The sequence below is a fragment of the Serratia sp. KH_031 genome (assembly GCF_057839655.1).
This window is the reverse complement of sequence record NZ_CM174496.1, coordinates 2,894,855-2,917,772: the sequence shown is the minus strand read 5'-3', so window position 1 is coordinate 2,917,772 and position 22,918 is coordinate 2,894,855. Positions and strand designations below refer to the sequence as shown.

Below are 22,918 nucleotides of genomic sequence, written 5' to 3'. Positions count from 1 at the left end.
CAATGAGCTTCGAAGGAAAAATCGTTCTGGTCACTGGTGCGAGCCGTGGCATTGGCCGTGCAATCGCTGAGTCGTTTGTTGCACGTGGTGCTAAAGTTGTCGGTACCGCGACCAGTGAAAAAGGGGCTGAAGCTATCAGCGCCTATTTGGGCACCAGCGGTAAAGGATTCATGTTGAACGTGATCGATTCTGAATCTATCGACAGTGTTTTAGCATCTATCCGTGCCGAATTTGGCGAAATCGATATTTTAGTTAATAATGCTGGTATTACACGTGATAATCTTCTGATGCGCATGAAAGATGATGAGTGGCAGGATATCCTGGATACTAATCTGACTTCGGTATTCCGCCTGTCAAAAGCGGTAATGCGCGCTATGATGAAAAAGCGTTTTGGTCGTATCATCACCATCGGTTCTGTCGTTGGCACTATGGGTAACGCAGGGCAGGCGAATTACGCGGCGGCTAAAGCTGGTCTGATTGGTTTTAGCAAGTCTTTGGCACGTGAAGTGGCTTCGCGTGGCATTACAGTCAACGTCGTGGCACCAGGTTTTATTGAAACAGACATGACTCGGGCGTTGACAGATGAACAACGTGCAGGCATTTTGTCGTCAGTTCCAGCCAATCGGCTGGGTGATGCAAAAGAAATCGCCAGCGCTGTTGCTTTTTTAGCCTCTGATGAGGCTGGCTACATCACTGGCGAAACGTTACATGTCAATGGCGGCATGTACATGATTTAAAAAATGCGAAAACTATTTGCGTTATTTGGGGCAAAAACCGCAAAATAGCGTAAAATCGTGGTTTGACCAGCCGGGATTTAGTTGCATCTTTTTCAACATTTTATACACTACGAAAACCATCGCGAAAGCGAGTTTTGATAGGAAATTTAAGAGTATGAGCACTATCGAAGAACGCGTTAAGAAAATCATTGTTGAACAACTGGGTGTTAAGCAAGAAGAAGTTGTTAACACAGCCTCTTTCGTTGAAGACCTAGGTGCCGATTCTCTTGACACTGTTGAGCTGGTTATGGCTCTGGAAGAAGAATTCGACACCGAGATTCCAGACGAAGACGCTGAGCAAATCACTACTGTTCAGGCAGCTATTGATTTTATCAACGCTAATCAGGCGTAAGCGAACATCTCTAGGCGGTCATTCGACCGCCTAAGTTTTTTATCCCTAGTGTTAAATTTTCCCTCCCTGGAGGACAACCGTGTCTAAGCGTCGTGTAGTTGTGACCGGACTGGGAATGTTGTCTCCTGTCGGCAATACGGTCGAGTCCACATGGAACGCACTTCTTGCCGGTCAGAGTGGCATCAGCCTGATCGACCATTTCGATACCACCGCCTACGCAACCAAATTTGCCGGCTTGGTAAAGAACTTTAATGTAGAAGATTTCATCTCGCGCAAAGATGCGCGCAAGATGGATATGTTCATTCAATACGGTATCGCAGCTGGCATGCAAGCCATGCAAGATGCGGGGCTGGATATCACCGAAGCCAACGCTAGCCGCATTGGTGCCGCTATTGGCTCCGGCATCGGTGGTTTGGGTTTGATCGAAGAAAACCACAGTTCATTAGTGAACGGTGGCCCACGTAAAATCAGCCCGTTCTTCGTACCATCGACTATCGTCAACATGATTGCAGGCCATCTGACCATCATGTACGGCATGCGTGGTCCGAGCATTTCGATCGCCACCGCTTGTACCTCTGGTGTGCACAATATCGGCCATGCCGCTCGTATCATTGCCTACAATGATGCTGACGTTATGTTGGCGGGTGGGGCAGAAAAAGCCAGTACTCCGCTAGGTGTGGGTGGCTTTGGTGCCGCTCGTGCACTGTCAACCCGTAACGATGCTCCACAAGCGGCTAGCCGCCCATGGGATAAAGATCGTGACGGTTTCGTGCTGGGCGATGGCGCTGGCATGATGGTGCTGGAAGAGTACGAACACGCTAAGAAACGTGGCGCAAAAATTTACGCAGAAATTGTCGGTTTTGGTATGAGCAGCGATGCTTACCATATGACGTCACCACCAGAAAATGGTGAGGGCGCAGCGCTGGCAATGGAAAACGCGTTGCGTGATGCTGGCTTGGATGCAGCGAAAATCGCATACATCAACGCACACGGCACCTCAACGCCAGCCGGTGATAAAGCGGAAACTCAAGCAGTGAAGTCCATCTTTGGTGAAGGCAGCCGCGTGATGGTCAGCTCTACCAAATCGATGACTGGCCACCTGTTGGGTGCTGCTGGTGCGATTGAGTCGATCTTCACCGTATTGGCATTACGCGATCAGGTCGTTCCGCCCACCATCAACTTGGATAATCCAGATGAAGGTTGTGATTTGGACTTCGTTCCTGGCACCGCGCGCCAAACTAAAGACATGGAATACACCTTGTGTAATTCCTTTGGCTTTGGTGGCACCAACGGCTCGCTGATTTTCCGTCGCGTATAGCTGTTTCTCGCATAGCTTAATAAAAAGCCTGGTTTTTTTAACCGGGCTTTTTTTTTGCTTATCAGATCCCCACGCCTGTTATGCTGTATTCTAGCGACGATTTTTTAGGAGGAGGCTCATGTACTGGATCAACGGACAACAGCATGATGCCATTGCGGTTAGCGATCGCGGCCTGCAATTTGGCGACGGGTGTTTTACCACCGCCAGAATAGTCGACGGTAAGATTGATCTGTTGGCTTGGCATATTGAACGTATGCAGCAGGCTGCACTGCGCTTGATGTTGCCGCCGGTAGATTGGCTGGCTCTGGAACGAGAGATGATTCATGCCGCAGAATCAATTTCGCTCGGTGTGGTCAAAGCGATGCTGACCCGTGGCAGTGGTGGGCGTGGCTATAGCCCAGCCGGTTGTGAATACCCAACGCGCATTGTTGCGCGTAGTACCTATCCGCAACATTATCTGTCATGGCGTGAGCAGGGTATCAGTCTGGCGCTGAGCCCTGTAGCACTGTCACGCAATCCGCTATTGGCAGGGTTAAAACACTTAAATCGGTTAGAACAGGTATTGATTCGCACGCATCTTGACCAGACCGAGGCCGATGAGGCTCTGGTGCTTGACACTGAAGGTTACCTGGTGGAATGCTGTGCGGCCAACTTGTTCTGGCGCAAGGGAAATACGGTGTTTACGCCGGATCTGAGTCAGGCTGGCGTTGCGGGATTGATGCGACGCAGGGTGATCGAACTGTTGTCAGACAGCGAATATACATTGCATGAAGTGAGTGAGCCGCTAACGACGCTGGCCGATGCCGATGAACTGCTGGTGAGTAATGCGTTGATGCCATTGCTGCCAGTAAATGCTGCACAATCATGGCGTTATCACTCGCGCCAGTTATACGAATTTTTGCGCCCACATTGTTGACCATGGTTGATTGATGAAGAAGAAAAAACTCAAAATTGTCGTGTTGTTGCTGGCTTTGCTACTAGCATCGCTGTTCTGGGGATATCAGAAAGTTGAACGTTTTGCTGACACCGCGTTGGCAATCCAGCAAGAAGCGATATTCAAGCTGCCAGCCGGCACCGGACGCGTTGCGTTAGAGGATCTGCTGGTACGCGACAAACTGATCCGCAATGGCAAGTGGTTCTCTTGGTTGCTGCGTTTGGAACCGGAGTTAGCGAAGTTTAAAGCCGGTACTTACCGCTTTACGCCGGGAATGACGGTACGCCAAATGCTGCAACTGCTAGCCAGCGGGAAAGAAGCCCAATTCAGCGCGCGCTTTATTGAGGGTTCACGTTTTCGCGATTGGTTGCAGGTGTTGCAACAGTCCAAGTATCTCAAACATACGTTAGCGGGTAAAACTGACGCCGAAATTGCTACCGCATTGGGCATGAAAGACGACAGTAATCCAGAAGGGCATCTTTACCCCGATACTTATTCATACACTGCAGGCATGACCGATCTGGCGCTGTTGAAGCGTGCCCATTTACGCATGATCAAAGCGGTCGAAGATGCTTGGCAAGGGCGCGAACCCTCGTTGCCGTATAACACGCCAGAAGAGTTGATCACCATGGCGTCGATTATCGAAAAAGAAACAGCCGTGCCGGCTGAACGCACTAAAGTCGCTTCGGTATTCGTTAATCGTCTGCGTTTAGGTATGCGTCTACAAACCGACCCGACAGTGATTTATGGCATGGGCGACAGCTATAATGGCAACATCACGCGCAAAGATCTGGAAACGGCAACGCCATACAACACTTATGTGATCAGTGGGTTGCCACCTACGCCGATCGCCATGCCAAGCCAAGCATCATTAGAAGCGGCGGCGCATCCGGCCAAAACGCCCTATCTCTATTTTGTTGCTGACGGTAAAGGTGGCCACACCTTCACCACCAACCTGGCAAGCCATAATCAGGCGGTACGTGTTTATCGTCAGGTGTTAAAGGAAAAGAATGAAAAGTAAATTTGTCGTCATTGAAGGGCTGGAAGGCGCGGGTAAAACCACTGCGCGTGAAACGATTGTGAACGTGCTACGCGAGCACGGCATCAATGACATCGTGTTTACCCGTGAACCGGGCGGCACACCGTTGGCCGAGAAACTGCGTGATTTGTTCAAGCGCGGCACTGACGGAGAGCTACCGACCATTAAAGCCGAAGTGCTGATGCTGTACGCCGCTCGTGTACAACTGGTGGAAACGGTGATTAAACCGGCCTTGGCTCGTGGCGCTTGGGTGGTGGGCGATCGTCACGATTTGTCCTCTCAGGCTTATCAAGGCGGCGGACGCGGGGTTGATAAACAGTTAATGACTTCTCTGCGTGATACCGTGCTTGGCGATTTTCGCCCAGACATGACGATTTACCTCGATCTCCCACCGCTAGTTGGATTGCAACGTGCCCGAGCGCGAGGTGAATTGGATCGTATCGAACAGGAAGCTTTACCGTTTTTCGAACGTACCCGTGCGCGCTATCTAGAATTAGCGGCGCAAGACGATAGCATCGTTACCATTGATGCGGCTCAATCGCTAGAACAAGTGACGATGGCTATCCACAGCCGTCTGTCACAATGGCTACAGCAACAGGAAAACGCGTAATGAATTGGTACCCGTGGCTGAATGCGGCTTATCGTCAATTGGTCGGGCAATACGCCAGTGGGCGAGGGCATCACGCTCTATTGCTGCATGCTGCGCCGGGCAATGGGGATGACGCACTGGCTTACGGCATCAGTCGCTGGTTAATTTGCCAACGTCGTAACGGTGAAAAGAGCTGTGGTGAGTGCCATAGCTGTCGCCTGATGTTGGCAGGGAATCACCCGGATTACCATGTGCTCAGTGCGGAAAAGGGCAAAAGTAGCTTAGGCATCGAGCCGATCCGCCAACTGACCGAAACGCTGTACTCCCATGCACAACAAGGCGGGGCGAAAGTCGTCTGGTTGCCGCAGGCTGAACAACTGACTGAGGCGGCGGCTAACGCGTTGTTGAAAACGTTGGAAGAGCCTCCAGCGAACACCTATTTCCTGTTGGGCTGCCGCGAGCCTGCGCGTCTGTTGGCAACATTACGCAGTCGCTGTTTCTATTGGCATCTCGCCAGCCCGGATGAACAACTCAGTCTGCAATGGCTGAATCGGCAAATTCCCACAAATGCTATCGATCATCTGACCGCTCTGCGTTTGCATGATGGCGCACCGCTGGCCGCCGAGCAATTGCTGCAACCGGAACATTGGCAGCAGCGTACCGCACTCTGTAGCGCGTTAAGTGCAGCGCTAAATAGCCGCGATATGTTGTCGTTATTGCCCGTGCTGAACCATGACAATGCGAGTGAACGTCTACACTGGTTATGTGCGTTATTGGTCGATGCGATGAAGTGGCAACAAGGCGCGAGCCATTATGTATTGAATCAGGATCAACAACCGTTGGTTCAACAGTTAGCCGGTTGTTTGAGTCAGCGGACTTTGCAACATCTGGTACAGAAGTGGCTTCATTGCCGCCATCAATTACTCAGCGTGGTTGGCGTCAATCGCGAACTGCTGCTGACCGAACAGTTACTTAGCTGGGAGCAGATGTCTGGCTCTACCGGCTATACTCATACTCATTCGCTGTAAAGAGTTAATTATCATGTTGTTAGTAGACTCCCATTGCCATCTTGATGGTTTGGATTACCAAGATTTGCACCAAAACGTGGACGATGCGCTGGCAAAAGCCAAGGCACGCGATGTCGGCTATGTGCTGGCTGTCGCGACGACCTTGCCGGGTTATCGCGCGATGACCGATCTGATTGGTTCCCGTGATGACGTCGCATTTTCTTGCGGTGTGCATCCATTGAATCTGGAAGACGGTTACGACTATGCTGAACTGCGCCAATTAGCAGCGGCAGAGCAGGTGGTTGCGTTGGGTGAAACTGGGCTGGATTATTTCTATCAGAAAGATAACTGGGCGCTGCAGCAGGAATCGTTCCGCGAACATATCCGCATTGGCCGTGATGTGAATAAACCGGTGATTGTCCATACTCGCGATGCGCGTGAAGATACGCTGAAAATCCTGCAAGAAGAAAACGTACAGGACTGTGGCGGCGTGTTGCATTGCTTCACCGAAGATTTGGCAACGGCTAAAACTTTGCTGGATCTGGGTTTTTATATCTCGTTTTCCGGCATCGTGACTTTCCGCAATGCTGAACAACTGCGCGAAGTCGCTCGCTACGTTCCGCTGGATCGTATTCTGGTGGAAACTGACTCACCTTATCTGGCTCCGGTGCCACATCGTGGTAAAGAGAACCAACCTGCCTATGTCCGTGATGTCGCCGAATACATGGCGGTCTTGAAGGGTGTGAGCCTAGAAGAACTCGCTACAGCCACGACCGAAAACTTTTCACGCTTATTTCATATCAAATTGCCAAAGCTGGTTTAGGCTTAATCCGTAGCGGCATTGTCGGTATTTCTTTTTTAGCTCGTAATTAATTACCAAAACGGGTAAGTTCCTTGCCCGTTTGGTGTCATTTAATGGTCTTGTTTTCATCTTTTTTTACAAAAAACAGACAATCCAGGCAAAGTAGCTGGGCATTTTCATTGAAACGTGACTGTCATCAAACATTGATTAGGCTATTTATTTTACTCTGCGTAAAAATTCCAGGGGTGCTCAGACACCCCGAATTGTAAGGGGTTTTCTCCCCTCCCTTACAACGCGAAAATCGCGATAAGAAGTAGCAAAGCATTATTACTCAGGAGCACACTCAACTATGTTCAAGAACGCATTTGCAAACCTGCAAAAAGTAGGTAAGTCGCTAATGCTGCCGGTATCCGTATTGCCTATCGCAGGTATCCTGCTGGGCGTCGGTTCCGCCAACTTTAGCTGGCTACCTGCGGTAGTCTCCCACGTGATGGCGGAAGCGGGCGGGTCTGTATTCGCCAATATGCCATTGATCTTCGCCATCGGTGTAGCACTTGGCTTCACCAACAACGATGGTGTTTCTGCGCTGGCGGCGGTTGTTGCCTACGGCATCATGGTGAAAACCATGGCGGTAGTTGCGCCTTTGGTACTGCACCTGCCTGCGGAAGAGATCGCGGCTAAACACTTGGCGGATACCGGTGTACTCGGGGGGATTATCTCCGGCTCCATTGCTGCCTATATGTTTAACCGTTTCTTCCGTATTCAACTGCCGGAATATCTGGGCTTCTTCGCCGGGAAACGTTTCGTACCGATCATTTCTGGTCTGGCTGCAATCGTTCTGGGTGTGGTTCTGTCCTTCATCTGGCCACCAATTGGTACGGCTATCCAAACCTTCTCCCAATGGGCTGCTTATCAGAACCCGGTAGTGGCGTTTGGTATCTACGGTGTGGTTGAGCGTGCTTTGGTGCCATTCGGTCTGCACCACATCTGGAACGTACCGTTCCAAATGCAGATTGGTGAATACACCAACGCGGCCGGTCAAGTATTCCACGGTGATATTCCACGTTACATGGCAGGTGACCCGACTGCAGGGATGTTGTCTGGTGGCTTCCTGTTCAAAATGTACGGTCTGCCTGCTGCAGCTATCGCGATCTGGCACTCAGCTAAACCTGAGAACCGCGCGAAAGTCGGCGGTATCATGATCTCCGCGGCGTTGACCTCGTTCCTGACCGGTATCACCGAGCCGATCGAGTTCTCCTTCATGTTCGTAGCGCCGATCCTGTATGTGATCCACGCTATCTTGGCCGGTCTGGCGTTCCCAATCTGTATCCTGTTGGGTATGCGTGATGGCACCAGCTTCTCACACGGTTTGATCGACTTCATCGTACTGAGCGGTAACAGCAGCAAAATCTGGCTGTTCCCAATCGTCGGTATCATCTACGGTCTGGTGTACTACACCATCTTCCGCGTGTTGATCGCCAAGTTGGATCTGAAAACGCCGGGTCGTGAAGATTCTTCTACCGAGCAAGTGACTCAGGGCGGTTCTGAAATGTCTGCTGCATTGGTGCAGGCTTTCGGTGGCAAAGAGAACATCACTAACTTGGATGCTTGTATCACCCGTCTGCGCGTTAGCGTGGCCGACGTGGCTAAAGTTGACCAGGCTGGTCTGAAAAAACTGGGTGCTGCTGGCGTTGTTGTTGCTGGCTCTGGCGTTCAGGCCATCTTCGGTACCAAGTCCGACAACCTGAAAACTGATATGGATGAATACATCCGTAATCACTAATTCAGGCTGGGGAGCTTAAAGGGGAGGCGAAAGCCTCCCCTTTTTATTGCTATAATCGGGCTTTGCAGGAAAGGTAACAGGCGTTACTCTACTGCACGTTTACGAATTCTATTTTTTGAGGTCTACATGATTATAAAACCACGCGTTCGCGGCTTCGTTTGTGTTACTACCCATCCGGTTGGTTGTGAAGCTAACGTCAAAAAACAAATCGAATACGTCAAAGCGCAAGGGGCTATCAAGTCGGGGCCAAAGAAAGTGTTGGTGATTGGGTCATCCACTGGTTACGGTTTGGCATCACGCATCTCTGCAGCCTTCGGTTGTGGTGCTGATACGCTGGGCGTGTTCTTTGAACGTGCTGGCGACAAAGACAAAGCGGGTACCGCAGGTTGGTATAACACCGCCGCGTTCCAGAATTTTGCTGAACAAGCGGGACTGAAATCCTTCAATATCAATGGTGATGCATTTTCTGATGCAGTTAAGCAAAAGACTATCGAACTGATCAAAAAAGAATTTGGTCAGGTTGATCAAGTGGTTTACAGCTTGGCTTCACCGCGTAGAACCCATCCGAAAACCGGTGAAGTCTTTAACTCTACGTTAAAGCCGATCGGTCAGGACATTACCTTACGCGGCCTAAATACTGACAAAGAGACGGTCGGTGAAGTCACGTTGGAACGTGCCAATCAGGAAGAAATTGATAATACCGTGGCAGTGATGGGCGGTGAAGATTGGCAGATGTGGATTGACGCACTGCTCGAAGCGGGCGTGTTGGCAGAAGGCGCGACTACTACCGCCTATACCTATCTGGGTGAAAAACTCACCCAAGACATTTACTGGAACGGCACCATCGGCGCAGCAAAAAAGGATCTGGATAAGAAAGTTATCCGTATCCGTGAGAAGTTGGCTGCGCACGGTAATGGTGACGCGCGTGTTTCTGTGTTGAAAGCGGTAGTGACTCAGGCGAGCTCTGCCATTCCGGTTATGCCTTTGTATCTGTCATTGCTGTTCAAAGTGATGAAAGCAAAGGGCACTCACGAAGGTTGTATCGAGCAGGTTTACGGTTTGTACAAAGACAGCATCTGTGGCGCTGAGCCTATTATGGATGAAGAAGGCCGTCTGCGTGCTGACTACAAAGAGCTGGACCCAGCAGTGCAAGCAGAAGTTTCTACTCTGTGGGATGATGTCACGACTGATAACGTGAGTGAGTTGGCTGATTTCGCCGCCTATAAAACCGAATTCCTCAACCTGTTTGGTTTTGAAATGGGTGGTGTGGACTATGGCGCCGATGTGAACCCTGATGTGAAAATCAATCATCTGATCGACTTGACCAAGTGACTCGAGAGGGAGGCGTAAGCCTCCCTCAGAACGATGTGAAAGTGCTGGCGGTTGATCTCATTTACCGGCTTGCGCTGCCAGCACAAGTTCGCCAATACAAGCAATTTTATTGCGACGTATTAATGCGAGCCCTCCGTTCATACTGCGGATGTTGGAGTGGCTCTGAATGCATTAGCGGTTTTATCCATCACAACTTGAACGTCACTTCCTGAATCAAGTACGGTATTTTGAAGTGATTCTGTTTCTATCTGTACTGTTATCACTTCAAGCGCCTCAAGACCGTCAGTAGCCAGCAACGCGCTCACTTGCGTAGAGAAACAAGAGTCTGTGGCAGCAGCCTGTACTTGTGATGCTTCGGTAGTGGCAACAATATGGTTATCAGAAATATAATTCCCCTGACCTGACACAACACGGATTATCACCGGTGTTGCACCCGCTGGCGTAATATATTGTATGTCTATTGTCTCCGAAATATGATTGGCAATGATCGAATTATTATCGCCACTGATATACAAAAGGCCATATAAATCATCTAAACCATTATTGTATGCTTGCATAGGTGCCCAAGGCTCACGCTCGCGGAAAAAATGGTTGGAAGAAACCAGGTTTTCTGAACTGTTGTCCTGGAATACCAGCATTCCCGGATAAAAAGCATGGAATCTATTACTGCTGACAGACGAACGTACCACACCAGAAAAGTGAATGCTGCTTTTCCCACGTGGAAAGATATTGTTTGCTGTAATTAAAAGACCACCAAAGTTTTGCGCATAAATTGAATATCCTCTATAGCCAGCGCCTATCAGGTTATCGGTAATTTTGGATGCCTGACCTGATTCACGTAATTCTATACAGTTACCACATTCAGCGATGAAATTATTATGTATAGACAGGGCATCAGAATTATAAGTAGTCACGCCATGCTCTAAATATACCAGCCCCATGCCACTGACCCGGAATGAGTCTTGCGCACTGGCAATATAAATCCCGGTCTTGCCGTTAAGATAGGTATTTTCTGGATCATCGGTTCCTGAGCCATCATCTACAAAGTGCAAGCCATCAATACAAAAGTCAGCAAACTCAACCGAACTTATCCGTGGGTCCCCGCTACGTGCAACATAAAATGCGGCACCCATATACTCCTCAGCATCAGTTTCCGGGGACATATCGACAAGAATACGGCTCCCTCCTGGCCACAATTCATGCCAATTGGCCCATTCACTCTCTGGAGTATTGAAACGAATACTTGAAGAGGTGAATCCATGTCCGGAACCCATAATTTTCAGATAGCTGATATCTATCATGACCTGAGTGAGAAGATGATAATCACCTGGTGGAATATAGATAACTGCACCTGGTTTTCCTCCTTCATTAGTATCTGTATCGGTTTGTCTGTTTTTAATGTCTGCGATTATGCTATTAATGACCTCGCCAATATCCTCATACGGATTACCTACATTCCACTCAGTGACATCGTAATAGTTGTTACTTGCCATTTGTTAAACCCTTCTGTGACATTAACATAAAATAAGTCTGTGGTGCACATGCGATTAGGTTGGTCCATTTTCCAGTTCGCGCTTTGCAAGATCGACTCTAATTTTTTCAAGGAGTGCGTTATTCAGTTTGAAGTAGCGCACCATAAATGCACTGATGAAATAGCTGACCATTGGCAGTAATGAGAACATGATAATAATGCCCTGAATTGTCTGCGCGTTTTGCTCCGGCTTATTAGCGATATAACCTGTAAATGACAATATCCAGGCAACGATTGCTCCAGCTACTGCGAGTCCCATTTTCAGCATAAACAGGTTACCAGCGAAAGAAATACCGGTTAGGCGTTTACCGAATTTCCAGTCGCCATAGTCGTCAACATCAGACATCATGGCCCACAGGATGGGGCCGGACTGTATTAAATGCAAAATATTAATGATAATAAACAGCGTTAACAACGGCGTCAGCGATTTAGGATCGACAAACCACAACGCAAAGGACAGGATGCCAAGAATGATATTAATAATGCGGAATAGCTTAATTTTATCAAAGCGATCAGTGAGTGGTTTAGCTATTACGCTGCCCAGCATATTACAGGCGACACCGAGTGCCATAAAAAAGGTAATAAATCCCACGGAAGCCTGCATCACGTAGGTAGCGTAATAGATGGTAACCGCACCGCGAATAAATGCCGGGAAGACGTTAAGGAAGGTAATCGAAATCATCAACAACCATTGGTCATTTTTAGCAATGTCTTTCAGATCCTTTATTAACGAGTCATTGGCTTTTACCGAAACGACGCGCTCCTTAATACTGGCGAAACAGAACAGGAACATTAACGTTGCGGCACCACCCATGATCATCATTGTTAACTGAAAACCGGATGCTCGATTACCATTACCCAGCCAGTCGGTTAATGGCAAAATGGAGGAGGATACGATAAGTGTCGCTAAGCCGTTAAGGAAGAAACGCCATGACAGGCAACCCAGCCGCTCTTTCTGGTTCAGCGTAATCACGCCCGCTACTGAGCAGTAGGGAATATTGATGGCGGTATAAATCAATGACATCACCAGATAGGTTACCCAAGCATAAATAATTTTTCCGTTCATGCTTAGGTCTGGTGTAGTGAACATCAATATCGCCCCGAGGCCAAATGGCAGAGCCATCCATAATAGCCATGGCCGAAATTTACCCCAGCGACTCTGGGTGCGATCACAAATAGCTCCCATGATAGGATCACTGAAGGCATCAAAAACACGGATTACCAAAAATAGCGTGCCAACAACCCCGGGAGCCAAGCCATACACATCGGTATAAAACCATGTCAGATACAGCGCCAGCACGCTCCAGATCATGCAGGATCCGGCATCACCCATACCGTAACCGATCTTTTCTTTCAGGCGCAGTTTCTCGTAAGCGCTTTGCTTTTCCATTGCAGCAGTAGACATAAAATTACCTCAATAATGCGCAGTCATCAGTACAAAGCTCCGGCTATTACGGCCAGTGCCTGTGGTGATAATAGAAAAGGGAATATACCCTTCATACTTCAAGCTGCATTTTTGTTGGCTGCCTTTACTCACCCTAGTCACTTGGTGGGCCAAGCTCCTAGGGCTTCGTTCACTTGCCGCCTCAATGCAACTCGAATTATTTTGGGTATATTATCTATCCCTCCGACAGCGTGAAAAGGAAAATTGCAGTGATTAAAGAGTTGTAATGTTAATATTAATACTACTCTCGCGTATAATTAATCTGGAGACAATTTCATACATTTCAATACTTCCTTGTTTATTTTCATTCTTAACCATCTGGAATGCCAGATGAGCAATTTCGGTTATCGGTTGTGCAACGCTGGTGATCTTTTTTGTTTGTGCCAATAATGTATTATCGAAGCTGGCAATGGCAATATTTTGAGGTACAGAAATCCCTTTTTCTTTTAACCCGTCAATAATATAGCTGGCAGCGACATCGTTATAGACCCAAAGACATGAGCACCTGTTTCTCTGAATTGCTAATTTTTCGATAATATTGTCAAGGGTACTGATATGGCCTGATGTTTTTTCCCCTTCGCCTTTAGCTATCCAGAATTGATTTTCTTTATCGAGAGCTAAACCCTGACTGGTAAGCTTTTTACTCCAAGAGGACACTTTTCGATTATCAACACCCTCCTGAGCAATAAAACCAAATGTGGTATGCCCTGTTTGTATGAAATGCTCCGCAATGCTTTCCGCGCCTTTACTCTGGTTGATTGATACGGAATTAAAAAAGCGAGAAACCTGCGTCACCACCGCTACCGGAATATTCGTGGCGGTTAACCACTCAGAAAGTTCGACCTCTGCTTCTGTCGGAACCCACAATAGACTGTCAATCCCCATACCAATTAAGGTATGGATAATTTGTTTATCCTGCTGAGGCTGGTTTTGGTGTGTCTTTACGATTACCGACTTCCCAATGTACCTTGCCTCTTCTTCAATTGTGGCCAGCAACTCACAAAAGTGAGGATTAACCAGGTTTGGTACAACCACAGCAACCAGTCCAGAACATTTACCGCTAAGCTGAAACGCACTCTTACTTGGCACATAACAGAGGTAATCCATTGCATCATGTACTGCTTGACGTGTTTCAGGAGTCACGCTGGGGTGATTATTTAGCACACGCGATACGGTGGCCGTAGATACCCCAGCTTTTTTTGCTACGTCTTTAATGGATGCCATGATAACGAAATGCGTTGCCTAACAATGATGTCACTATAAATTGTGATGAAGGTCAAAAATGTCAGCCAGTTCACATGTTGTTGCGTTACATGAAACTCTGTTCAGCTATCTCAAATCTTTGGTGATCATGGCGGGGAATATCGTGATTGCGACCTGCGGTCTCTAAAAAAAGACGAACCTTACTAAAATAATGAGGCTCGTCGACAAGCTGAGAGAGGCATCTCCCTCTTTTTTATACTTTCGAGTGTGTTTGTAAAAACTGCTCAAACACGGCCAGCGTTTCGGCAGAAATATGATGTTCGATCCCTTCGCTATCTAATTCCGCCGTTTCTGGCGAAACACCCAACTCAACCAGTAACTCGACCACAATCCGATGGCGTCTACGAACCTTTTGCGCCAGTTGTTCACCTGCCTCGGTGAGAAATACTCCACGATAAGGTTGTGACTCTACCAAACCAGCACTTTTCAATCGGGCGATATTTTTGATTGCGGTTGGGTGCGAAACACCGAAGCGCCGGGCGATATCAGTCGTTCTGGCTTCCCGCGTGCTGGAGAGCAGATCGTCAATTAATTCGACGTAATCCTCAATCAACGCATTGGCCTGCGCCTCGCGAGCACGGGTAAAGCGTAAGGCATGCTCCGCCTCATCTGGCATCTCCACCGCAGTAGGGTGGCTTGGCGTACTTGCTGCCATAGAGTTCGTCATCCTTATGATTCATTCAGTTGCCATAAACTAGTGCAAAGGGGATTGCTTTTCAAATAGTGATTCTTTAATGAGAATAAGAAACATTTAGATATATAATCCTGTTATCATGCCTATTGCATAAAGTGTAGCCAATGCTACATTCTTCTTTATCGTCGGACACACTCCGGTTACATGGGTAGCAGCAATGAATGATACAGCAACCACCACCTCCTCGTTAACCGAGCGTACTAATACCGCGATCAGCCATGCTCTGGCAGGGCGCAGGCGTGGCGTGTTTACACCGTTGTTGTTTGCCGGGCCAGCGGTGATCGCTTCTATCGCCTATATGGACCCCGGTAATTTCGCCACTAATATTCAGGCTGGTTCCAAATACGGCTATAGCCTGCTGTGGGTGGTGGTGATGGCAAACCTGATCGCCATGCTATTTCAGGCGCTGTCTGCCAAGTTAGGCATTGTCACTAATCGTAATCTGGCGGAGATGTGTCGCCAGCAATTTTCCAAGCCGGTGGTGATCGGCATGTGGATTTTGAGTGAAATCGCTGCCATGGCGACCGATTTGGCTGAGTTCCTCGGTGGGGCGATCGCATTGTCCTTACTGTTTAAGATGCCGTTGCTGGCAGGAATGGGAGTCACGGCGTTAGTCACTTATGCATTGCTGATGATAGAAAGAAAGGGTTTCCGCCCGGTCGAACTGATGATTGGTGGCTTGGTGGCGATCATTGCGCTGTGCTATCTGGTCGAGATGTTTATTGTCCCGGTTGATTGGCAAGCGGCGGGGATGGGTATGATTACGCCGCAAATCCCGGATGCTCAGGCGCTGACCATCGCCGTCGGTATTATCGGTGCAACGGTGATGCCACACGCCATCTTCCTGCATTCGGGGCTGACCCAACATCGTACTCTAGCCAGTAATGACGGTGAGCGCCGCAAACTGCTACGTTTCTCCAATATAGAGGTGATTATTGCGTTGGCGATTGCCGGTATGGTGAATATCGCTATGGTGATTATGGCTTCTAGCGCTTTCCATGCCGGGCACAGCGATGTCGCTGAGATTGAAACCGCTTATCACACATTAACGCCACTGTTAGGCGTCGGTGCTGCAGTCGTGTTCTTGATGTCATTGATTGCTTCAGGGATCTCCAGCTCGGTCGTCGGCACCATGGCTGGGCAGATGATTATGCAGGGTTTTGTCGGTTTCCATATTCCGATCTGGGTGCGCCGCTTGGTGACCATGGTTCCGGCATTTATTGTGGTGGCGATGGGCGTCAATGCCACCGATGCGTTGGTTTACAGTCAGGTTATTTTGAGCTTGGCACTGCCAGCACCGATGATTGCGTTGGTGATGTTTACCCGTAATCGCAAAATCATGGGGGAATTTGCCAATAGCCGCCTAACCAGCCTGATCTCGGTGATCGGTACGGTCATTATTGTGGCGTTAAATGTGGTGCTATTGCTGCAAACCTTTGGCGTGACCCTCCCTGGGTTGGAATAATTCGTTATCAATTTTTATTCATTCCGGGGGATTCACTTTCCCCCAATCGCACAATTCTCGGCCATCTAACACTAAGGATGCGCAATCCGGTTGAAAGCAGTAGAATTTGTCACTCATACTGCGTACACCTTTTAGCAACTATTTTAGAACCGAAGGAATTCCAGATGGCCGAAGAAACGATTTTCAGTAAAATCATCCGCCGTGAAATCCCGGCAGACATTGTCTATCAAGACGAACTGGTCACCGCATTCCGTGATATTTCCCCTAAAGCGCCGACTCACATCCTGATCATTCCTAACATGCTGATCCCAACCGCTAATGATGTGACTGCCGAGCATGAAGCGGCGCTGGGGCGTATGTTTACCGCCGCCGCCAAGATCGCCCAAAAAGAAGGGATCGCCGCAGATGGCTACCGCCTGATCGTCAACTGCAACCAGCATGGCGGGCAGGAGGTTTATCACATCCACATGCATCTGGTCGGTGGTAAAGCACTTGGTCCAATGCTGGCTCGCTAAACGGATGAAAACCATGGGTTCTAGCAAAATGGCGCGTCGTTTGATGGCGTTAGTATTGCCTGCGGCGATACTGATGGGATGCAGTTCACCGAGTATTTCGGTCAACGAAAATCAGGCGGTGGTGATGGATTCTTCGGTGCTGACCGCCGGTATTCTGGCATCGAGCCCGAGCGTTTCCAGCGGTTCTGACAATTTGGTGACGAGCTCAACGCTCAGCAATAGCCAAGACAAGCCGGTTAAGGTGAACTACCGTTTCTACTGGTATGACTCACAGGGATTGGATATACGACCACGGGAAAACTCGCGTGAGATTGTCGTTCCTGCCAATGCTTCCGTCGAAATTTATTCGATTAATTATAACTTCGACGCCAAGAGCGTGCGCTTGCATCTGTTCTTGTAAGTCATTGGTTCCATTGGAGAGAAATAATGAAAAAGGTTTTGTTTGTGGCGCTGGGCGCCTTAATGCTGACTGGGTGTTTGTCACGCCCACCAGAACCCCCGCAGCCGCCAGTGACGGTCGAGCCGGTGACGCCGCCGACCACCACTGAACCTACGGATCAAACCACGCAGCCACCAACGGATGTGGTTCCGCCACCGCCGAAAATTCAGTCATTTAACTGGGTTGGGAGCGTGCAGCCATTGATTAATCAAATGCTGAAAGCCGATGGTGTTAATCCGGGTAGCGTACTGTTGCTGGATAGCGTGAAGAACAACACCAATGGCTCGCTGCAAACCTCGAAAGCGACGGCGGCGTTGCATAAAGCGATGGCATCTAATAGCACCTTCTCCGTAGTGCCTGCGGCACAACTGGCGAGCGCTAAACAAACACTCGGTTTGTCCGTTGACGACAGCCTCGGTTCGCGCAGCAAGGCCATCGGTCTGGCGCGGGTTGTGGGCGCGCAATACGTGCTGTACAGCGACGTCAGTGGTGATGTGAAATCACCTGCTATCGAAATGCAATTGATGCAAGTGCAAACGGGCGAAATTGTCTGGTCGGGTAATGGCGCAGTCACTCGCTGAAGCTGAACTGAGAACATTGCTCGCAAGCAGATTACCATTGCTGAATACCGCCAGTTGTCGTTTCAGCCCGGTACAAGGGTTGAGCGGGGAAAGCTGGCGCATCGAAGGCGAGGGCGTGCAACTTCTGGCGCGACAACAAACGGCAGAAAAAGCGGTGTTGGGCGTCAATCGACAACGTGAAGCACGCATGTTACGTGGTGCCGGGAACATTCTTGGCCCACGTATTTTACTGCAAAATAATCAGTGGATTATCGTTGAGTGGCTCAATGGTGACGTTGTCACACAATCCCAATTTGCTGTTTTTATTGAAGAAGGACAACTGGCGGCGTTGACGGCGGATTTACATCGGCGTCCGACTTGCGGTTATCGGCTTAACCTGCAGCAGCAGTTCAGCCGCTACTGGCAGCATATCGATCGTCGCCGCTTAACGCCGCAGTGGCTGCGTTGGCAACAGTATTTCTTGCGTAATGCACCGCCAAAGCCTCTAAAATTAGCACCTTTGCACATGGATATTCACCCGGATAACTTGATTAGCCAAGGTACATCGTTGCGGTTGATCGATTGGGAATATGCCGCCGATGGGGATATCGCGCTGGAGTTGGCGGCGATGTTCCGCTTCAATCAATGGTCATTAGAGCAACAACAGATTTTTATCCAACATTATGTTCGTCACGGTTATCACCATGAGACTTTGCTCAAGGCACAGATCCAGCGTTGGCTGCCGTGGGTCGATTATTTGATGTTGATGTGGTTTGAAGTTCGCTGGCAACAAAGCGGCGATCGCGAGTTTTTGCGTTGGGGCGCAGCATTGCAGCAGCGTTTTGGTTTACCATCCCCAAAATTTGATTAAAAAAGACGTGAGGTGCCCGTGGGCCCAGTAATGCTAGATGTCGCCGGCTTCAAGCTGGACGCAGAAGAACGTGAGATTTTAAAGCACCCGTTGGTGGGGGGATTAATCCTGTTTACCCGCAATTTCCACGACGCAGAACAATTGCGCGAATTGGTGCGTCAGATCCGCGAAGCCTCGCACGATCGGCTAGTGGTGGCGGTCGATCAAGAAGGTGGGCGGGTACAGCGTTTCCGCGAAGGTTTTACCCGTTTGCCTGCGGCACAGTCATTTGCTGCGTTGAACGATGCGGCAGAGGCCGGGCGTTTGGCGCAAGAATCCGGTTGGCTGATGGCGTCAGAAATGATCGCGCAGGATATTGATATCAGCTTCGCTCCAGTGTTGGATATTGGTCACGTCAGCGCCGCGATTGGGGAGCGTTCGTTCCATAGCGATGCGAAAAAAGCGCTGGAAATGGCAGAACGCTTTATTCAAGGGATGCACAGCGCCGGGATGAAAACCACCGGCAAGCACTTCCCCGGCCACGGTGCAGTGAGCGCGGATTCACATAAGGAAACCCCGCGCGATCCACGTCCGCTGGCGACCATTCGCAATCATGATATGAGCATTTTCCGTGCGTTGATCGAGCGAAACTTGCTAGACGCCGTGATGCCTGCGCACGTCATCTATACTGAAGCAGACCCACGTCCAGCCAGCGGTTCACCGTACTGGCTCAAAGAGATCCTGCGTCAGGAGCTCGGTTTTGACGGCATCATCTTCTCTGACGATCTGTCAATGGAAGGTGCGGCGATTATGGGTAGCTATGCCGAACGTGGCCAAGCGGCGTTGGATGCCGGCTGTGACATGATACTGGTGTGTAATAATCGTGCAGGGGCCGTTAGCGTGCTAGATAACCTGTCCCCGGTCAATGTAGACAAATTGAAGCGATTATATCATCGCGGGCAGTTCACTCGTCAGGAACTGCGTAATTCCAGCCGTTGGCAGCACGCGCATAAGGAATTGAGTGCGTTACACGAACGGTGGGAAGAGTTCAAAGTGCAGCGTTCTGGTGAGTAAAGATCACCGCAAGGTGTCAATATTGGGAGCAGATTAGCGGCTCCCTATTTGTTGCGAGGAACCCTATGATTATCTATTTGCATGGCTTCGATTCAACCAGTCCCGGCAATCATGAAAAGGTTTTACAGTTACAGTTCATCGATCCGGACGTGCGTTTCATCAGTTACAGCACATTGCATCCACGCCATGATATGCAACATTTACTCAAGGAAGTGGATAAAGCGATCCAGCAGAGTGGCGATAAACACGCGCTGATCTGTGGTGTGGGTTTGGGCGGCTTTTGGGCCGAACGTATCGGCTTCCTGTGCGGCATTCGTCAGGTGATGTTCAACCCGAACCTGTTCCCGGAAGAACATATGCACGACAAAATCGACAGGCCAGAGGAATATCACGACATCGCCACCAAATGCGTGGGCGATTTCCGTGAAAAAAACCGCGATCGTTGCTTGGTGGTGCTTTCTCGTCACGACGAGGTGTTGGATAATAAGCGCAGCAGCGAGTTGTTGCACAAATACTATGAGATCGTCTGGGACGAAAAGCAGACGCACAAATTCAAAGATCTCTCGCCACACCTGCAACGCATCAAAGCGTTCAAAACCCTCGCTTAACAGATTTATAACCATTCTTACTGTCGTCATTGAGCTCATTTGTTGAGCTTAATGACGGTCTATTTCGCTCAAAAAGACAAAATCCGCCTTTCCAGCAGCAAAATTCGAAATTGTGATTCAGCGCTAACTATTTGATACACAATCGGCAAAAATTTCTCTCGTCTAGCCTTTAACCAAAAAACTTTGACCTATATCAATTTTGGTATGACCAAATAACCTCACATGCTATTCTGGCCGCAGATCGCAATTTTATATTACGAGAACCCTATGTATTTTAAGGATATTATTTATTTACCCTTGAATAACAATTGGTTCACATTAGGGGGTCGTTTTGACAACGCCAAAGAAAAAAATCGTTATTGTGGGTGGTGGTGCCGGTGGTCTGGAGCTGGCAACCAGTCTGGGTCATAAACTGGGCCGTAAAAACAAGGCCGAAGTGACGTTGGTCGATCGCAACCATAGTCACTTGTGGAAACCGTTGCTGCACGAAGTGGCAACCGGCTCCTTAGATGACGGTGTGGATGCGCTGAGCTATCTGGCGCACGCACGTAACCATCATTTCAATTTCCAGTTGGGTTCGCTGATTAATATCAACCGCGACAACCAAACACTGCAACTGGCACAGATTTGTGACGAGCAGGGCGCGGAACTGGTACCGGCGCGCGAACTGAATTACGACATCTTGGTGATGGCGTTAGGCAGTACCTCAAACGATTTCGGCACTCCAGGCGTGAAAGATCACTGCATCTTCCTAGACAATCCGCATCAGGCGCGTCGTTTCCATAACGAAATGCTTAACCTGTTCCTTAAGTTCTCGGCACAACCGGGGCAAAAAGAACGCGTTAACATCGCCATCGTTGGTGGCGGTGCGACGGGGGTTGAGCTTTCCGCGGAGCTGCATAACGCGGTGAAGCAACTGCACAGCTACGGTTTTGAAGGGCTGGACAACAGCGCGCTGAACGTCACGTTGGTTGAAGCCGGTGAGCGAATTCTCCCTGCGTTGCCACCGCGTATTTCTTCGGCGGCACATATGGAATTGACCAAATTAGGCGTGCGTGTGTTGACCAATACCATGGTCACCAGCGCTGACGCTAACGGCTTGAACACCAAAGGCGGTGAATTTATCGATGCTGACTTGATGGTGTGGGCGGCAGGTATCAAAGCGCCAGACTTTATGAAAGACATCGCCGGGTTGGAAACCAACCGTATCAACCAATTGATGGTTGAACCGACGTTGCAGACTACCCGCGATCCGAACATCTTCGCTATCGGTGACTGTGCTTCTTGCCCGAAAGAGGGCGGCGGTTTTGTCCCTCCGCGCGCGCAGTCGGCGCACCAGATGGCCTCGCGTTGCTTTACCAATATTCTGGCGTTGATGAACAGTCAACCGCTGAAAGCCTATGTCTATAAAGATCACGGTTCACTGGTTTCTCTGTCACGCTTCAGCACGGTGGGTAGCCTGATGGGTAACCTGATGCGTGGCTCGATGATGGTTGAAGGGCGTATCGCGCGCTTCGTTTACATCTCGTTGTACCGTATGCACCAGGTGGCGTTACACGGATATATCAAGACCGGGCTGATGATGCTGGTGGGCGGGATAAACCGAGTTATTCGCCCTCGTTTGAAGATGCATTGATAGTTTTTAACTGCCATTAATAAACCCACGTCGGTTCGCCTGCGTGGGTTTTTTATTTTCGACATCAATAAAGTTCTTCGGATTCCTCCTAAACAGCAGGGTTAATTCCTTTTCTGGCTCATTTGGTCAATCAGTCTTATTGCGAGTATCCGAAACTGTGTGCAGACTTTGCATTATATTGAGAGAGACGGCGCGTCACGCACGTCGTCATCCGGGGATCGCGTGCCGCTAATGCGCAAAACAATAAGCACGGCGCAACGTCGGTAGTATTTCCCGTAGCAAAATGCGTGGTAACACTTTCAGGAGGGGTTTCCTGTGAATAAATCAATGTTAGCGGGTGTAGGGATTGGTGTTGCTGCGGCGCTGGGTATTGCGGCTGTAGCAAGTATGAACGTTTTCTCTTCGGGCCCGCAGTACGCACAGGTGCTGTCGGCAACGCCAATTAAAGAAACGATTAAAACACCACGTCAGGAATGCCGTAACGTCACCGTGACGCATCGTGCGCCAGTGCAAGATGAAAACCGCATCGCAGGTTCAGTATTAGGCGCGGTAGCCGGTGGAGTGATTGGTCACCAGTTCGGTGGCGGTCGTGGTCGTGATGTCGCAACAGTGGCAGGGGCGTTGGGCGGTGGTTATGCCGGTAACCAGATCCAAGGCTCAATGCAGAACAACGACACCACAACCAGCACCCAACAGCGCTGCAAAACGGTGTACGACAAATCCCAAAAAACGATGGGCTATGACGTAACCTACAAGATTGGCGATCAGCAAGGTAAAATCCGTATGGATCGCGATCCCGGTACCCAGATCCCGCTGGATAAAAGCGGTCAGTTGGTGTTGAACAAGCCAACCAATAACGAAGCTTAATCCGGGTAAAATTAAATCCGCAGTCAGTGTTAGTTCTGAT

The 22,918-nt window shown here is 49.4% G+C and carries 23 protein-coding genes; 19 read left to right on the top strand and 4 right to left on the bottom strand.

From position 1 onward, the window contains the following. Positions 1-2: 2 nt before the first annotated feature. The 10 genes from fabG to fabV all read left to right on the top strand — a co-directional run bounded on the left by fabG (position 3) and on the right by fabV (position 9,932). On the top strand, positions 3-737 hold the full coding sequence (gene fabG / locus AC3ISQ_RS13130) for a 3-oxoacyl-ACP reductase FabG (RefSeq protein ID WP_489347117.1): 735 nt from the start codon (positions 3-5) through the stop codon (positions 735-737). Positions 738-891: 154 nt separating this feature from the next. Further along, the gene (acpP, locus tag AC3ISQ_RS13125; protein WP_489347115.1) at positions 892-1,128 is read left to right on the top strand and encodes an acyl carrier protein; all 237 of its coding nucleotides are present in this window, start codon (positions 892-894) and stop codon (positions 1,126-1,128) included. A gap of 79 nt (positions 1,129-1,207) precedes the next feature. Further along, on the top strand, positions 1,208-2,446 hold the full coding sequence (gene fabF / locus AC3ISQ_RS13120; RefSeq protein WP_489347113.1) for a beta-ketoacyl-ACP synthase II: 1,239 nt from the start codon (positions 1,208-1,210) through the stop codon (positions 2,444-2,446). Positions 2,447-2,564: 118 nt separating this feature from the next. Further along, entirely contained in the window at positions 2,565-3,362 is a 798-nt protein-coding gene (gene pabC, locus AC3ISQ_RS13115) for an aminodeoxychorismate lyase (protein ID WP_489347111.1), read from the top strand. 13 nt (positions 3,363-3,375) lie between these two features. Next, a complete protein-coding gene (gene mltG / locus AC3ISQ_RS13110; protein ID WP_489347109.1) occupies positions 3,376-4,401 on the top strand; it encodes an endolytic transglycosylase MltG in 1,026 nt (341 codons plus the stop codon). Further along, on the top strand, positions 4,391-5,029 hold the full coding sequence (gene tmk / locus AC3ISQ_RS13105; protein ID WP_489347107.1) for a dTMP kinase: 639 nt from the start codon (positions 4,391-4,393) through the stop codon (positions 5,027-5,029). Before mltG ends, tmk begins: the two co-directional genes overlap by 11 nt. Then, on the top strand, positions 5,029-6,036 hold the full coding sequence (gene holB / locus AC3ISQ_RS13100; RefSeq protein WP_489347105.1) for a DNA polymerase III subunit delta': 1,008 nt from the start codon (positions 5,029-5,031) through the stop codon (positions 6,034-6,036). The genes tmk and holB overlap by 1 nt, the downstream gene beginning before the upstream one ends. A gap of 13 nt (positions 6,037-6,049) precedes the next feature. Further along, the gene (locus AC3ISQ_RS13095) at positions 6,050-6,838 is read left to right on the top strand and encodes a metal-dependent hydrolase (protein ID WP_489347103.1); all 789 of its coding nucleotides are present in this window, start codon (positions 6,050-6,052) and stop codon (positions 6,836-6,838) included. 328 nt (positions 6,839-7,166) lie between these two features. Next, positions 7,167-8,600 (top strand): PTS glucose transporter subunit IIBC, encoded by a 1,434-nt coding sequence (gene ptsG / locus AC3ISQ_RS13090; RefSeq protein WP_489347101.1) that lies wholly within the window; start codon positions 7,167-7,169, stop codon positions 8,598-8,600. Between the two features lie 126 nt (positions 8,601-8,726). Then, positions 8,727-9,932, top strand: coding sequence for an enoyl-ACP reductase FabV (gene fabV / locus AC3ISQ_RS13085; RefSeq protein ID WP_489347099.1), 1,206 nt, complete (start codon positions 8,727-8,729; stop codon positions 9,930-9,932). A 137-nt stretch (positions 9,933-10,069) separates the two neighbouring features. Here the strand turns inward: fabV and AC3ISQ_RS13080 are convergent, their stop codons facing one another. The 4 genes from AC3ISQ_RS13080 to mntR form a co-directional block, all read right to left on the bottom strand. After that, positions 10,070-11,425: a NosD domain-containing protein gene (locus tag AC3ISQ_RS13080; RefSeq protein WP_489347097.1), complete on the bottom strand. Its 1,356-nt coding sequence runs from the start codon at positions 11,423-11,425 to the stop codon at positions 10,070-10,072. Positions 11,426-11,479: 54 nt separating this feature from the next. Further along, entirely contained in the window at positions 11,480-12,868 is a 1,389-nt protein-coding gene (locus tag AC3ISQ_RS13075; protein WP_489347095.1) for a glycoside-pentoside-hexuronide (GPH):cation symporter, read from the bottom strand. 252 nt (positions 12,869-13,120) lie between these two features. Further along, a complete protein-coding gene (locus AC3ISQ_RS13070) occupies positions 13,121-14,131 on the bottom strand; it encodes a LacI family DNA-binding transcriptional regulator (RefSeq protein WP_489347093.1) in 1,011 nt (336 codons plus the stop codon). 232 nt (positions 14,132-14,363) lie between these two features. Further along, entirely contained in the window at positions 14,364-14,825 is a 462-nt protein-coding gene (gene mntR, locus AC3ISQ_RS13065; protein WP_489347091.1) for a manganese-binding transcriptional regulator MntR, read from the bottom strand. Between the two features lie 196 nt (positions 14,826-15,021). Between mntR and AC3ISQ_RS13060 the strand changes: the two genes are divergently transcribed. The 9 genes from AC3ISQ_RS13060 (at position 15,022) to AC3ISQ_RS13020 (ending at position 22,878) form a co-directional block, all read left to right on the top strand. Then, the gene (locus AC3ISQ_RS13060; protein WP_489347089.1) at positions 15,022-16,329 is read left to right on the top strand and encodes an Nramp family divalent metal transporter; all 1,308 of its coding nucleotides are present in this window, start codon (positions 15,022-15,024) and stop codon (positions 16,327-16,329) included. A 164-nt stretch (positions 16,330-16,493) separates the two neighbouring features. After that, entirely contained in the window at positions 16,494-16,844 is a 351-nt protein-coding gene (hinT, locus tag AC3ISQ_RS13055; RefSeq protein WP_489347087.1) for a purine nucleoside phosphoramidase, read from the top strand. A 13-nt stretch (positions 16,845-16,857) separates the two neighbouring features. Continuing rightward, complete coding sequence (locus AC3ISQ_RS13050; RefSeq protein ID WP_489347085.1) at positions 16,858-17,244, top strand: YcfL family putative periplasmic lipoprotein; 387 nt, start codon at positions 16,858-16,860, stop codon at positions 17,242-17,244. Positions 17,245-17,270: 26 nt separating this feature from the next. Continuing rightward, positions 17,271-17,864, top strand: coding sequence for a penicillin-binding protein activator LpoB (lpoB, locus tag AC3ISQ_RS13045; protein ID WP_489347084.1), 594 nt, complete (start codon positions 17,271-17,273; stop codon positions 17,862-17,864). Next, positions 17,845-18,714 (top strand): phosphotransferase, encoded by an 870-nt coding sequence (locus tag AC3ISQ_RS13040; RefSeq protein WP_489347082.1) that lies wholly within the window; start codon positions 17,845-17,847, stop codon positions 18,712-18,714. The genes lpoB and AC3ISQ_RS13040 overlap by 20 nt, the downstream gene beginning before the upstream one ends. A 30-nt stretch (positions 18,715-18,744) precedes the next feature. Then, positions 18,745-19,767, top strand: a complete 1,023-nt coding sequence (gene nagZ, locus AC3ISQ_RS13035) for a beta-N-acetylhexosaminidase (protein ID WP_489347080.1) — start codon at positions 18,745-18,747, stop codon at positions 19,765-19,767. A 65-nt stretch (positions 19,768-19,832) separates the two neighbouring features. Next, entirely contained in the window at positions 19,833-20,375 is a 543-nt protein-coding gene (gene ycfP / locus AC3ISQ_RS13030) for an alpha/beta hydrolase YcfP (RefSeq protein WP_489347078.1), read from the top strand. Between the two features lie 331 nt (positions 20,376-20,706). Beyond that, positions 20,707-22,011: an NAD(P)/FAD-dependent oxidoreductase gene (locus AC3ISQ_RS13025; RefSeq protein WP_489347076.1), complete on the top strand. Its 1,305-nt coding sequence runs from the start codon at positions 20,707-20,709 to the stop codon at positions 22,009-22,011. Positions 22,012-22,326: 315 nt separating this feature from the next. Beyond that, positions 22,327-22,878 (top strand): glycine zipper 2TM domain-containing protein, encoded by a 552-nt coding sequence (locus AC3ISQ_RS13020; RefSeq protein WP_489347074.1) that lies wholly within the window; start codon positions 22,327-22,329, stop codon positions 22,876-22,878. Positions 22,879-22,918: the final 40 nt, after the last annotated feature.